12 protein-coding genes are annotated in these 13590 nt (G+C 45.4%); 2 read left to right on the forward strand and 10 right to left on the reverse strand.

Features of this window, described 5'->3' with window-relative positions; translation table 11 throughout:
• Positions 1–38: 38 nt before the first annotated feature.
• Positions 39–1202, reverse strand: coding sequence for an MFS transporter (locus tag NF418_RS05320; protein ID WP_009910852.1), 1164 nt, complete (start codon positions 1200–1202; stop codon positions 39–41).
• A gap of 129 nt (positions 1203–1331) precedes the next feature.
• Here NF418_RS05320 and def point away from each other — a divergent pair, with 129 nt between their 5' ends.
• Positions 1332–1946: a peptide deformylase gene (gene def, locus NF418_RS05325; RefSeq protein WP_256778737.1), complete on the forward strand. Its 615-nt coding sequence runs from the start codon at positions 1332–1334 to the stop codon at positions 1944–1946.
• Between the two features lie 45 nt (positions 1947–1991).
• On the opposite strand, the gene NF418_RS05330 is transcribed toward def, so the two are convergent.
• Complete coding sequence (locus NF418_RS05330; protein WP_256778738.1) at positions 1992–4334, reverse strand: hypothetical protein; 2343 nt, start codon at positions 4332–4334, stop codon at positions 1992–1994.
• Positions 4331–5215 (reverse strand): ABC transporter ATP-binding protein, encoded by an 885-nt coding sequence (locus tag NF418_RS05335; protein ID WP_256778739.1) that lies wholly within the window; start codon positions 5213–5215, stop codon positions 4331–4333. The genes NF418_RS05330 and NF418_RS05335 overlap by 4 nt, the downstream gene beginning before the upstream one ends.
• Before the next feature lie 411 nt (positions 5216–5626).
• Between NF418_RS05335 and NF418_RS05340 the strand changes: the two genes are divergently transcribed.
• Entirely contained in the window at positions 5627–6487 is an 861-nt protein-coding gene (locus NF418_RS05340; protein WP_256778740.1) for a helix-turn-helix domain-containing protein, read from the forward strand.
• Positions 6488–6826: 339 nt separating this feature from the next.
• On the opposite strand, the gene NF418_RS05345 is transcribed toward NF418_RS05340, so the two are convergent.
• The 7 genes from NF418_RS05345 to NF418_RS05375 all read right to left on the reverse strand — a co-directional run bounded on the left by NF418_RS05345 (position 6827) and on the right by NF418_RS05375 (position 13505).
• Positions 6827–7612 (reverse strand): L-threonylcarbamoyladenylate synthase, encoded by a 786-nt coding sequence (locus tag NF418_RS05345; RefSeq protein WP_256778741.1) that lies wholly within the window; start codon positions 7610–7612, stop codon positions 6827–6829.
• Positions 7613–7680: 68 nt separating this feature from the next.
• Positions 7681–8268: a 3-isopropylmalate dehydratase small subunit gene (gene leuD / locus NF418_RS05350; RefSeq protein ID WP_256778742.1), complete on the reverse strand. Its 588-nt coding sequence runs from the start codon at positions 8266–8268 to the stop codon at positions 7681–7683.
• A complete protein-coding gene (gene leuC / locus NF418_RS05355; protein WP_256778743.1) occupies positions 8268–9647 on the reverse strand; it encodes a 3-isopropylmalate dehydratase large subunit in 1380 nt (459 codons plus the stop codon). The genes leuD and leuC overlap by 1 nt, the downstream gene beginning before the upstream one ends.
• 2 nt (positions 9648–9649) lie before the next feature.
• Positions 9650–10696 (reverse strand): 3-isopropylmalate dehydrogenase, encoded by a 1047-nt coding sequence (leuB, locus tag NF418_RS05360; protein WP_256778744.1) that lies wholly within the window; start codon positions 10694–10696, stop codon positions 9650–9652.
• A gap of 8 nt (positions 10697–10704) precedes the next feature.
• Complete coding sequence (locus NF418_RS05365; RefSeq protein WP_256778745.1) at positions 10705–12267, reverse strand: 2-isopropylmalate synthase; 1563 nt, start codon at positions 12265–12267, stop codon at positions 10705–10707.
• A 407-nt stretch (positions 12268–12674) separates the two neighbouring features.
• Positions 12675–12833, reverse strand: a complete 159-nt coding sequence (locus NF418_RS05370) for a hypothetical protein (protein WP_256778746.1) — start codon at positions 12831–12833, stop codon at positions 12675–12677.
• On the reverse strand, positions 12834–13505 hold the full coding sequence (locus NF418_RS05375) for a TIR domain-containing protein (protein WP_256778747.1): 672 nt from the start codon (positions 13503–13505) through the stop codon (positions 12834–12836).
• Positions 13506–13590: the final 85 nt, after the last annotated feature.

Genomic DNA, 13590 nt, shown 5'->3' on the forward strand with positions numbered 1-13590 from the left:
ATAGGAATATTATACCAAAAAGGAGCGGAAATCCGCTCCTATTTCTTCAGTTGTTTATAAATCAAGCCTGCGCTTATCAAGGCACAGCCGATGGCGTAGATACCAAAGGCTCCTGTTGGGGTTGGGTTGAGTTTTTCCAGATAAGTCGGCAAGATAGCAGATGTGGCACCACCGATATTGCAACCCATAAGGACGATGGTCATGACCGCATTGAGCAAGGCCTTGGGTGCACGGTCTGTTACCTGACTAAAGACAATGGTTAGAATGATGCTGTAGAAAAATCCTGACACCATACCACCAAGTCCCAGCACCCAGAGATTATCCGCAAAGGCAATGCCGACAACCGCGAGTCCAAAGACCACGTAGGAAACCGCTAAAAGCCAACCCTTCAAACGACCAACCAGGCTACTAAAGACCGTCCCTGCCACAATCCCCATAACCTGCATAAGACTGAGAATGAGACTGGCTTGCTGAGCAGTACCGATACCCTTTGCCAAAACAATCTGAGGAATACGAATGGTCAGGAAGGTATTGACATTGATAACAAAGAAGGCTAAGAATGCCAGATAAATGCCCATCATCCACATGGTCTTATCCAGTTTGACCTTGGGCGCGTTCTCCTCAACCTTCACCTCCATGCGAGCCAGCAATTCCTCCTTGGGAACAAAGAGGAGGAAGAGAGCCAATATAACCAAGGCAAAAAGGTAGACCAAGAAGGCAGGTTGCCAACCAAACTGGGTCAACCAACCGACAAGGAGGGTAAGCCCTGCGCTTCCCAAAACCTCTGCTGAACCACGCAAGCCCATCATCTGCACCCGCTCCTGACCAGTGAAAAAATTACCGATGATATTAATAGCACGCGCATTGATTAGGCCAATCCCCAAACCAAGCAAGATACGAGCCAATAAAATCAGAGGATAAGCAGTTAGAAACATGGGCAAAGCTCCACCGATGGCCATAAGCAAAAGCCCTGCAATGATAATGTTTCGTTCAGACAAGAAACGGACAACTAGACCGTTTGCCAATAGAGTAACCATAATAGCAAAAGAGGTCACCGTAATTAAGTTTTCCACCTGGGCCGCTGCAATTCCCTGCTGGGCAAAATGCTCAATCATCTGTGGAATAGCTGGCGAGACAGCAAATGTCGAAACCAGCATGGTGGACAGGGCCAGCAAACTGGCTTTTTCTAAAATTCTTTTCATTTTTCTCCCTTTCAACGTTCGTCTTTTACTAGTATAGCAGATTTGAGACAGAATAGATAGGTGACTGAGACTTTTATTCTCCTAGATTTCATGCTATACTTAATCTATCAATACCCAAAGGAGAGAATTATGTCTGTTATTGAACGATTGACAAAAGCTGCCCATTTGATTGACATGGATGACATCATCCGTGAAGGGCATCCAACCCTACGCCAGGTCGCTGAAGAAGTTGTATTTCCCCTATCTGATCAAGAAATTATTTTAGGCGAAAAAATGTTGCAATTTCTCAAACATTCGCAGGATCCAGTCATGGCGGAGAAAATGAAACTCCGTGGCGGAGTTGGTCTAGCAGCGCCTCAGATTGATGTTTCCAAACGCATCATTGCTGTCTTGGTCCCAAATCCAGAAGATGAGGAAGGCAATCCACCTGCCCAAGCCTACTCCCTCCAAGAGGTCATGTACAACCCTAAAATCGTGGCACATTCTGTCCAAGAAGCGGCTATGGAAGGGGGCGAGGGTTGCCTATCTGTTGACCGCGAAGTCCAAGGCTACGTAGTCCGCCACGCGCGCGTGACTGTTGACTACATGGACAAAAATGGAGAAACACACCGTATCAAACTCAAAGGCTTTAATGCCATCGTGGTCCAACACGAAATCGACCACCTCAACGGTGTCATGTTCTACGACCGCATCGACCCAGAACACCCACTGGCTGTTAAAGAAGGCATGTTGGTAATTGAATAAACATAAGAAACTGACTGAAAAATTTTCAGCCAGTTTTTTCTTTTTTTATGAAAATAGCAGAGCTAACTGCCTAAAAATTTCCTGCCCATCCAAAATCAGGTCTTGCAAGAGGAGGTAGTCCAGCAGAGCCAGCAATCCAATTAACAGGATAAAAACGACCAAACGATTGGAAAATCGAACTTGCAAAAGATGATTGAGACTAACCAATCCAATTTCCAAGACAAGCAAGCTAAGCACCATCCACAAGAGATAAGGAGCATTGGGCAGGAACCAAGCCCAGAGTTCTTGTCCCCTCAGGAGTTCCAGAAAAATCCCCCTCTCCGAATGCGAAAGCAAGATAAGGCCATCTTCCAGATAACCGATTCCTCCGACCAGACTATTGACTAGGAAAAGACTAGCTAGAAAGAGCATTGTAAAACCTAGTGCCTGGCCCAGTCCCAGCAACCATTTGGTAAATAGAACCTGACGCAAATCCACAGGCTGGGTCTGATAGAGACGCCAGTTTTTTCCTGCAACCTCCACCGCCTTGCCCCGACTGCCAATCCAAACCGCCAGCAATAGCACCACCAAATAGGCCGGACCATCAAAGAGAGAGCGCAGACTGCCGATACCTGACAAATCTCTGGAACGGTCCCAAGAGGGATCATCTACCGGAACCAAGGCATCATTGGTATCAAAACGATTTTCCAAGCTGGGCAAAATGACATCCTTGCCCCGCTTAGTTGCAGGCACACCAGCCTCCATCAGCTGCTGCCAGTAATACTGACTGACCTGATTGCGGGTCTGGTAACGGCGAAGATTATCCACCGTCTGGCTGGCCCCAATATCACCATTGGCAAAAGCCTTCTCCTCTCTAGCCCATAGATAGACCTGCTCTGCCTCCAGCATAGCAAGGTGACTAGCCGGCAGGGCCTGAGGTTTTTCCTGATAAACCTGCCATTGCTTGACATAGAGGTCCTTATAGATATAATATTCCTGTAAAAGCTCAACTCTTCGCTCCAACTCTTCCTGATAGCTCGCGTCCTCCTTGACCAACTGCCTCAGACGGTTGATTTCCGACTGCAAACTCTCCACATAGGCCCCGTCTTGCTCATAGGACTGGGCAACCAACTCCATCGAAACCCTCTCCTCCTGGGCAACCTCTTGCTTTTGTAGGCCTGTTACTAGGGAAAATAGCAGAGCTAGGAGCAAGTTTACTAAGACGAGCCCTTTCCAAGTCTTGAGCCGACTAAGGATGAGAACATCAAAAGACCAAGCCTTGTCTAAAGGACCTGTGTCTAACTCCTTCTGATGCCCCACGGTCAGGACCAGCCTTTTCTTTTCTGTCAGCACATAATAGGCAACGAAAAGCCCAATGGTCAGCAGGAGAAAGACATCCACCGCTACAAAGACCTGTGAAAATACGCCTGTGTCTAAAAAACTAGGAAAGGCCAGTAAGGGAAATACTTGACCTGACCAACCGGCTACTGCACCCGCCTGATAGGAAAGCCCCAGAGCCAATAGTAACCCCGTCACTACAAAAATCAGCCGACTGGCTAACAAGTGGTCCAAAAATCCAAATAGCAGGCGAACAGCAAGAAGCAATACCAACCAAAAACCAAGCAAAATAAGCCCGTAAAGCCAAGAGCTGATCAACTGACTCTGACCCAACATCTCAAGAGGAGCTTGAAAACTAGATAAAGCCAACTGACCTGTCAGCCCATCATAGACCAGGATAAAGAGCAAGCCTATCCCCACAACCAGCAAAAGCGAAAACAAGGAAGCAACCAAACGCCTCATCCCCTGCAAACTCAGACTATCCCATTGCCGCAACTGCCAAACTTGATGAGCCAGTGTCTTTTCCGATAACTGATTGGCAAGTAGAAAACCAAGCACCAAAAATACAGGAAGAAAACCAAACAAACTTTCTAAGTAGGCTTGAACAATACGCCCTGTTGACCAAGCTTGGTTTTCAGGACCATCTGCTAATTGATGTTCAAGTAACCAGTCATTCCATCTGGCCAAACGTTCGACTTCCGTTTGCGTCAAGGAATTCCGAGTTTGAAAGTTTTTCCGATACTGACCGATAAAATAATCTAGGTCCTGATACATGAGTTTGCGGTAGTTGGGGATAGCTTCAAACTTCCCCTCATCCAAGGCCTGACTGACACTTTCAATATCGGATTTCAAGCCCACCATCCGTGGTGCTTCTTCTGACCCCTCCTCAATTTTTATATCTGCCAAGACACTAGCCAATTCACTCAGTTCTTCTTTATAGGTTTCCACATAGGCCGCTTGATGGGCTTGCCTTTGTGAGATGGGAAGGTAGGCCAGACCTAGAAAACCCAGCAAAAGCAGGCAGTAGAGAGGCGACCAGAGAATTTTCTTAATTTCAAAGTGCAGCCTCATGTCCCCTCACCACCTTCTTCCACATAGAGATCACGGTAAAGAGATTCCATATAGTCACTGGCTTTTGTAAGGCCAGCCACCTGCTGGATCGGAATACAATCCAAACAATCCAGTAAATCTCGCTCGGGTAAGAAGATTTCCACCAGACCTTGCTCTGCCTTTTTCCACAAGAGTTGAGGATAATCCCGTAAAAACTCCTGAACCTGCTTGGAGTTTTCCACAGCCAGATGGTAATCATAATCCGCCGTCAACTCCACTTCTGTGGCAATCAACTTGCTGGCCTTGAGAAAATAAACCTGATTGGTCAGCTTCTCAATCTCTGACAGATGGTGGGAAGAAAGCAAAATGGCAACACCTTCTGCCTGTAAATTCATAAGAAATTCCCGCTGCTGGATGATATTGGTCGGGTCCAAGCCGATATGGGGTTCATCCAGCAACAAGAGCTTGGGCTTGGGAAGGACAGCCATGGCAAAGAGCAGCTTCTGCTTCATACCCATGGAGTAGCCAGCTACCCGCTTTTTGACATAGTAGCCCATCCCCAATTCTTCTACCAACGCATCCACTTCCTTTTTCCCCAGCTTGTGGGTCGCAGCCACATAGGTCAGATGGTCATAACCCGTCAACTGTGGATAAAGGGCTTGGGCATCCAACATAACAGACATGTCCTGAAAAATCGCTCGGTCACTATTGGGCCGACCATTGATGGTTACCGACCCACGGTCAGCGGTTTCTGTGTTGCTGATGATATTCAGGAGGGTGGATTTCCCCACACCATTGGGACCCACAAGAGCCACCAAGTCCCCCGCTTGCAGCTCAAAGGACACATAGGACAAGACCTGGTGGGCACCGTATCGCTTGCAGACATCAACTACTTTTAGCATAGAAACTCCTTCCTTGGAGAAATGGCAGAGCGGTGCAGCAGACTTTCATCAGCTTAGTTAGCTCGACTACTTCTTGAGAGCCTTGTATAGCAGATAAAGCCCCACAAGAAAGCCTAGACTAGCAGCATGTTTTAAAAATAGCACATGAATAAATGAATGTAGCCAGAGCCAAATCTCTCTATCTACAATCTGAATCGAGTCCATATGAAATAATAGGACACTAAACGAAAGAACAATAATTGCACTTAAAAATAAGGTTTTTTTATCAAGCTGTTTCATTAGGTTACACCTTTCATCAGCCTATTTTCTATATACAAAAAAACAATATCTCCACATTATTATGATATACTATTTTTACAAATATAATTTATTTTGTTACATATTTTCACAGTTTTTTGAAAGGAGTAGGTTATGCGGTGGGATTACGGAAGTGTGTATAAGAGCATTCGGAAAAGTAAGCATTTGAGTCAGGAGCAGATTTGTGGGAATTATATCAATCGGACGACCTTGGTTCGCTTCGAGAAAAATCAAACCATTCCTAGCTACGAGCTCATGCGGTTCTTGCTCAAGCAAGTGGATATGACCTTCGAGGAGTTTGAATACCTCTGTAACTACTATCAGCCCAGCCAACGCCAACAACTGCTCTATGATATCGATAATCTCAGAAATCCGACCACGAAGACCATGGAGGATTTGATAAAGCGTTGCCAGGACCATTTGAAAAAAGAACCCAATGATATTCCTATTCACAGAAAGTGCCTCCTCCTGGAGACCGTTGTAGCTGTCCGAAAAAGTTCTTCTATCACCCAGCTTTCCGACGAAGCTGAAACCCTGTCCAAACTCCTTTGGTCAGAATTGGAACGATATGACAACTGGTACCATAACGATATTATCTTGGTCGGAACTCTTCTGTCTAAGATTTCTTCCCTTGATAGCCTTGAAGAAACTGCCAATCTTCTTCTAAAACGATTGGAGAAATACAAAGATTACAAGCGGATCCAGCCGACCATACTATCACACTATCAGTCTCTTTCTTATTTTTTCTTGGAACAAAGACAGTACAGCAAGTCTACTTTTTTTGCCACCAAACTCATGGACCTAGCCAAGCAAGAAAAACGCTATGACCAACTAGCCCGTGCCTATGTCTACCTAGGCATAGCCCAAAACAAGCAGGTATCGATTGACAAAGGACTACAAATCTTGGAACTGACGGACGAGCAAAGCCTACTCGACAACCTCCAATTTCTTATCAAACAACACCAAACTGACTGAGATCTTCGGTCAGTTTTTTTGTGAGTACGAAAAAACGACCCTTTCGGATCGTTCCTATTTATAGTCTTTCAGTTTGTTTTTAGTACTTGCTCTAGCTATCTGGGAGACAGTTAGAGGTTGGAAGTAAAACGAACAAAGTTCGCATCAACAGCTGCAAACAGCTTCAACAGTCAGAGTAGTGACTGTGGAAGTTTAGAAATCATACTTACGATAGTAAGTAACGCTTGTAAAGTACGGCAAAGCGAGTCAAATAATGATGAAATTATTTGAAGTTGGAAATAGGGAAACGGAGTTTCCACGTTCGTCGACGTAATAAAAGAGAAACTGAATGACTATATTTTAATAATATTCCCCTTGTCTATAATCCCAAGAGTTGAAATGATCAGACAGGTGCATCATGATTTTATCGATGTCCAGCCCCTTACGGATGACAACTGGGCATGGGCTGATAGAACGGCTATCTGCACCTTGTTCTGGAATCAGTTTACCATCTTTGTCTACCATAGACACCATAACCCCTTGCTCATAGCGGGTTTCAATGGTCTTATCTGGCTGGATAGATGCCACATAGTCATCCGCCTCGATAATCAAGTCTACTTTAGACGCGATACGCTCACCGATACCTTCTACCTTGCCACGATTTCCCTTACCTGATGGATTGGCAGAAGAAGCGTAGACCATACGACCTTCTTTTTCCCACATTTCCTTGGCTATCTGCTCACCAGCTACACCAAACTTGATAACGAAGCATGAAGTCCCACGAACGTCGGTCATCAACTCTTCACGACCATCGCCATAAGCCTGCAACTTAGCATAAGCCTCTGGTTTCCACGGCAGGATACAGCCCAACAAAATGTCCTCATCCCAATGTTTTTGGTAGAAGTCATCAATCTCAGGAGTTAACTGCGCCAACTCACGAAGCTCCTCCATGCTACCGCAAAGGACCACGCCCGGCTTATTACGCTTACGCTCTTTAGCGTCAAACTTACGCTCCAAGCCAGCCTTGTCGGCAGTCATGATAATATAACCAACCTTAGTCGGACAGACAATCACGCCTCCCTCACCCTTAATAATGTCAAATCCTTCTTGTGAAAGTGCGCCATCCCAGTGAATTTGTTTCGTCATAATAGTTTCCTCTTTTCTTTTGTTTCATAGCAGAGCGACCTGCTTGTTTTCTTATCTTTATTTTATTCCTACCAGTAACTTGGGCGATTCCTCTCATACTCCTCAATCAACTCCTGATACTGAAGGGTAATCCCAATATCATCTAGACCGTTGAGTAATTTGTGTTTCCAATCTGCATCGATCTCAAAATCAAATTCTCCGACTGGAGAGATAATTTTTTGCTGGTAGAGATCGACAGTCACCTCATCAGTTGATGCCAGCGCAGCCAATTTCTCCCGAACCTCACGGGGCTGAACGATTGGCAAGATGCCATTGTTGAGGTCATTGTTGTAATGAATATCCCCGAAGGAACCTGCAATGATAACCTTGAAGCCATAGTCAGCTAGTGCCCAAGCGGCGTGCTCCCTAGACGAACCTGCCCCAAAGTTATCCCCTGTAATCAAGATCGTTGCCTGACGATATGGGGCCGTATTGAAGATAAAATCAGGATCCTCAGTGTACTTGTTATCCAAATAACGCCACTCATACATGAGGTACTTGCCAAAACCCTTCTTGTCAATCAGCTTGAGAAACTGCTTGGGCAAAATCTGATCGGTATCAATGTTGTCATTCATGAGTGGAACGGTCGTCCCAGTGTAGATTGTAAACTTTTCCATCAGACCACCTCCAATTCACGAACATCTACAAAGCGTCCTGCAATAGCTGCCGCTGCTGCCATGGCTGGGCTACAAAGGTGGGTTCGCGATCCAACACCCTGTCGATCCTCAAAGTTTCGGTTACTAGTCGATGCACAGTGGACACCTGTCGGCACCTTGTCTGGGTTCATCCCCAGACACATGGAGCAACCAGGATCTCGCCATTCAAAGCCAGCTTCCAAGAAAATTTTGTCTAAGCCTAGTGCTTCTGCAGCTGACTTAACCGGCCTCGAACCCGGAACCACAATTGCCGTCACATGATCTGCCACACGTTTGCCTTCAACAATCTTGGCGGCCACCTGCAAGTCAGAAAGACGGGCATTGGTACAGGACCCCAAGAAAACATAGCCAATTTCAATGTCCCTTGGACTTTGTCCAGGCTGTAAGTTCATGTACTTATACGCTCGTTCATCATTCATATCGCGAACTTCAGGAAAGGCCTCATCAAATGAGACTCCCATGGAAGGATTTGTTCCCCATGTTACCATCGGTGCCAGATTCGAAACATCCATCTCGATGACCTTATCATAAACTGCATCTGAATCAGACACCAATGTCTTCCAATCTGCCACCGCTGCCTCAAAGTCTTTGGGGCGTTTTTCCTTGTCCGCTAGATAATCAAAAGTGGTTTGATCTGGGTTCATAATCCCCATCTTGGATCCGAACTCGATAGACATGTTACAAATTGTCATCCGTTCTTCCATGGTCAGAGCATCAATAGCCTCACCCACATACTCAACTACATAACCAACCCCCAGTGCCACACCATACTTAGCAATCAATGCTAAGACATAATCCTTGGAGTATATCCCCTTTTTCGGCTTACCTGTAAACCGTACTAAGAGCTTTTTGGGTTTGACTTGCCACAAGGTTTGAGTCGCAAAGACATGCTCTACTTCTGTTGTCCCAATCCCAAAGGCAATGGCGCCGAAAGCTCCATGGGTTGCCGTATGGCTATCTCCACAGACGATGAATTTCCCTGGCTGCGTCAAACCAGTCTCTGGCCCCACCATGTGGACAATGCCTTGGTTGGCTGACCCATGTGGTGCATGTTGAATACCAAATTCCACCACATTGCGAGCTAAGGCATCCATCTGTGCCTTGGAAATAACATCACGAATATCATAAATATTAACCGTCGGAACATTATGGTCAAATGTACCAAAGGTCAATTCTGGCCGACGGACCTGACGTCCTGCCTCTCGCAAACCATCAAAAGCCTGGGGACTGGTCACCTCATGGATATAGTGCTGGTCCACATAGAGGAGCTGGGGCTGACCTTCCTGCCCTGTAATCACATGGCGGTCCCAGAGCTTATCAAAAATGGATTTTCCACTCATATCTACCCACCTCCAATTTGGGCAATAATGGCCTCTGTCATTTCTTTGGTAGAGGCAGTGCCGCCGAGATCTTTGGTGAAAATGCGCTCTGCAAAGACCGCTTCAACGGCTTGGCGAATGGCCTGACCAGCTTGGACCATATCAAAACTTTCTTCTAGCATCATGGCAACAGATAGAATCATACTGACCGGATTGGCAATGCCCTGACCGGCAATATCAGGAGCCGAACCGTGAATAGGTTCATAAAGACTAGGACCTGCCACCGCGTGACTGGCAGAAGGCAGAACACCTAGCGTTCCTGTCAGTACACTGGCCTCATCCGACAAAATATCACCGAAGAGATTTTCCGTCACCAAGACATCAAACCGACTAGGATCCGTAATCAAGAGCATGGCTGCACTATCTACCAACTGGTGCTCCAAGACCACATCTGGGTAGTCCTTGGCCACCTCTTCCGCTACCTTCCGCCATAATTTTGACGTTGCCAGCACATTTTGCTTATCAATGCTGGTGACTTTTTTTCGTCTTTTTTGGGCTAGGTCAAAGGCAGAGCGGACAACCCGTTTAATCTCTTCTGCTTGATAGGTATTGCTATCGCTGGCTTGGTCTGTTTCCAGAATATGCTCCCCAAAATAAATCCCGCCTGTCAACTCCCGCACCATGACCAAATCCACACCGTCCAGCCGGTCTGCTTTCAGGGGAGAATAGTCTTTCAAGCTATCAAAAATTTTCACCGGACGGATATTGGCAAAGAGACCCAGTTCCTTCCGAAGTTGAAGCAGACCTTGTTCTGGTCGAATAACTGCATCATCATATTGAGGGCTACCGATTGCTGCTAACAAAATCGCATCTGCCTGACGGCAGGCTTGCAAGGTAGCATCTGGTAGAGGATGGCCAGCCGCATCAATCCCAGCGCCACCAAAAGCTCTCTCCTCAATCTCATAATCAAATCCTACTTGCCCAGCCACAGCCTCGAGAACTGCTAGGCCAGCCTCCATGATTTCAGGGCCAATTCCATCTCCAGCCAAGGCTACAATTTTTTTCGTCATACTTCCTCCTAGATGTGTGGCATGTCCTTCTCAGATAGTTTCTTATCTATCTGTCCACTATTTTCTTTTTGCACCATGACATTAGCATGGATATAGGCAATTGCAGAAGCCTTCACCACGTCAAAGTCAATACCAGAGGCATTAAAGATTGTTTCCGTTGCCTTATTTTCTACAGCGACAAGCACACGCGCCTGGGCATCAATTCCATCGGTGATGGCGTCAATATGGTAGCGTTCCAAGCTAATCTCTTGGTGGAAGAATTGGTCAATAGCATTAAAGACAGCCTCAACCGAGCCCTTGCCTGACTCCACAACGACCACTTCTTCCTCATTCTGATTGATGAAGATGACCTGAGCCTGAATACTTCCGTCAGACTGACTATCCAAACGCAAATCTTTAAATTGGAAGCCATCACGGTTGCTAATTTCTGTCCCAGCTACTAGAGCTCGAATATCAGCGTCCGTGATTTTTTCCTTCTTGTCTGCCAGGTTTTTGAAACGAGCAAACAAGCTAGCAACGTCTCCTTCTTCAAAATACAGGTCTAGTTCTTTCAGCTTTTCTACAAAGGCATGGCGACCAGATAGTTTACCCAGTGGCAGAGAATTTTTCTTGACCCCTACCAACTCAGGTGTAATGATTTCATAGGTCAATGGATTTTTCAAGACACCATCTTGGTGAATTCCTGACTCGTGAGAGAAGGCATTGCCACCGATAACCGCCTTATTGCGTGGAATGGCAATCCCAGAAAAGCGAGATACTAATTCCGAAGTATTGAGCGTTTCCTTAAGAACAATCGGACTAGTCACATCATAGAAATCTTTCCGAATCTCAAGGGCAACAGCTACTTCTTCAAGGGCCGCATTCCCTGCTCGCTCACCGATACCGTTGATGGTCCCCTCGACACGACCGGCACCGTTTTTAATAGCTGAAAGGGTATTGGCAACAGCCATACCTAGGTCATTATGGCAATGCGGACTGAAAATAATCTCACGGTCCGATTTGACGTTTGTTGTCAAGTAACGGAAAATTTCTCCGTAGTGCTGAGGAGTCGTAAAGCCGACTGTATCTGGAATGTTGATGTAGGTCGCACCAGCATCTACCGCTGTCTGCACCACTTCAAGCAAGTAATCCAACTCCGTCCGTGTCGCATCCTCTGGCGAGAACTCGACCACCTCAAAACGCTCACGTGCATAGCTGACATGTTCAGTGATTTGCGCCAAAATTTCTTCTTTGGACTTTTGAAGTTTAAATTCACGGTGGATGGGACTGGTCGCAATGAAAACATGGATCTGCGGATACTTGGCATCTTTCAGAGCCTCATAACAAGCATCAATGTCTGATTTCACTGACCGAGCCAAACCTGTCACAGCCGTCTTAGTCATCGCCGCCGCAATCTGACGAACCGCTTCAAACGAATCAGGACTGGCCGCTGGGAAACCCGCTTCGATGGCAGAAATCCCCCATTTTTCCAACTGCTTGGCAATGGTCACTTTTTCCTTGATAGAAAAATTCACACCCGGCGTCTGTTCACCATCTCGCAAAGTTGTATCTAAAAATTCAATCACACGCATAAGAATACCTTTCTAAACAATACAAACTTTAAATGACATTAGGTTCTCTTTCTTAGTTTTCAAAGTATACTAAGAAAAAGAAAACACCTCGAGGACTATTACCTGCGAGATGTTGTCAACAGCGCCCGCTTGGTAAGCCAAACAGGACTAATGCATTCTTTCAGCACTAGCCCGACCGTCGCAACAACAAAGCAAAGAATTTTGTAGTGACAGGTTTCATTTGACTTTTCCTTTCTGTGTTTTACTTGTTGACTATGATAACGCACTTTTTTTTACTTGTCAACAGAAAAATGGAAATTTTCTGAAAAATCCGAACAATACGGCAATTCATACAATTTATGATTAAAGAAAACCAAACCCGTTCGAGGTTTGGTTAAAGGGGTAAACTGAGTTGTTTTAACGACATACTACCAGTTAAGTGTGATACCTTGCTCTAATAATTCGTTGACTTCAGCCAGTTGAACAGAAATATTTGCCAATTGCTGCTGAATGACATTGAGTGAGGCCGGCATCATATTTCTAAATTCTTCTTCACGTACGAGGTTGCCAGCCTCTTGCCATGTCAATCAAAGAATACTCACTTCATCAAATTCATACAAATGATAAACCTCATTCATCAATTTTGTAGCAATTGTTGCTGGACTATATTCTTCATAGGCAACACCGAGAATATCCGATGCTATTTCTACATCCTCTTTATCTGTTTTATAATTTATTACCGAGATACGATGCTCTGAGTTTTTTAAATAGCCCAAAAGCATACCTAGTTCCATCATAACATTTGGACGAGGTAGAAACTTCCCTGGTTCAATCTCAATATCTGGTGATAAAAGCACGATTCCGTAATCCGCCTTGGCAACGGATTTCTCCAATTTATTCAAGAGAGAAACTCCATTCCCAGCTCGGTCTTCCATCACTTCAACCTCAAAGCCCCATTCCGAAAGTAACCGTTTAACTTCATCTTTCTTTTCTCTATTCTGAAATGCATAGACGATGAAGATAGTTTTCTTAAGCTTGGTCACCTTTTCATTCCAGTAGTCCAAACGCTCACTTAATATAGAAGCTTCTTTCCCATCCGTAGTGATCGAACCATTGGAATAAAAGTTAATATTGCCGTTTGCTAGCTTAAAACGGGTTTCCACACTCCCAATCGGACCTTCTTTGGTCAAGAGTTTGTAAGGAGTTCGTTTCAGAAACTCTTCAATCATAAACTCATTCAACTTATCGTACTTAGACATTGTTACTCCTTAAACTGAATTTCTTTGTAAAAAAGGCAGAACACTCTTCTTCATCTTGTATTCCCAAATTGATAGCGAAGAGTGT

The organism is Streptococcus suis (assembly GCF_024509555.1).
Classification (GTDB): Bacteria; Bacillota; Bacilli; order Lactobacillales; family Streptococcaceae; genus Streptococcus; species Streptococcus suis_AD.

Excerpts from the sequence above, each read along its gene's own strand:
- NF418_RS05320 (WP_009910852.1), bottom strand. The coding sequence starts at position 1,202 with ATGAAAAGAATTTTAGAAAAAGCCAGTTTGCTGGCCCTGTCCACCATG.
- def (WP_256778737.1), top strand. The coding sequence starts at position 1,332 with ATGTCTGTTATTGAACGATTGACAAAAGCTGCCCATTTGATTGACATG.
- NF418_RS05330 (WP_256778738.1), bottom strand. The coding sequence starts at position 4,334 with ATGAGGCTGCACTTTGAAATTAAGAAAATTCTCTGGTCGCCTCTCTAC.
- NF418_RS05335 (WP_256778739.1), bottom strand. The coding sequence starts at position 5,215 with ATGCTAAAAGTAGTTGATGTCTGCAAGCGATACGGTGCCCACCAGGTC.
- NF418_RS05340 (WP_256778740.1), top strand. The coding sequence starts at position 5,627 with ATGCGGTGGGATTACGGAAGTGTGTATAAGAGCATTCGGAAAAGTAAG.
- NF418_RS05345 (WP_256778741.1), bottom strand. The coding sequence starts at position 7,612 with ATGACGAAACAAATTCACTGGGATGGCGCACTTTCACAAGAAGGATTT.
- leuD (WP_256778742.1), bottom strand. The coding sequence starts at position 8,268 with ATGGAAAAGTTTACAATCTACACTGGGACGACCGTTCCACTCATGAAT.
- leuC (WP_256778743.1), bottom strand. The coding sequence starts at position 9,647 with ATGAGTGGAAAATCCATTTTTGATAAGCTCTGGGACCGCCATGTGATT.
- leuB (WP_256778744.1), bottom strand. The coding sequence starts at position 10,696 with ATGACGAAAAAAATTGTAGCCTTGGCTGGAGATGGAATTGGCCCTGAA.
- NF418_RS05365 (WP_256778745.1), bottom strand. The coding sequence starts at position 12,267 with ATGCGTGTGATTGAATTTTTAGATACAACTTTGCGAGATGGTGAACAG.
- NF418_RS05375 (WP_256778747.1), bottom strand. The coding sequence starts at position 13,505 with ATGTCTAAGTACGATAAGTTGAATGAGTTTATGATTGAAGAGTTTCTG.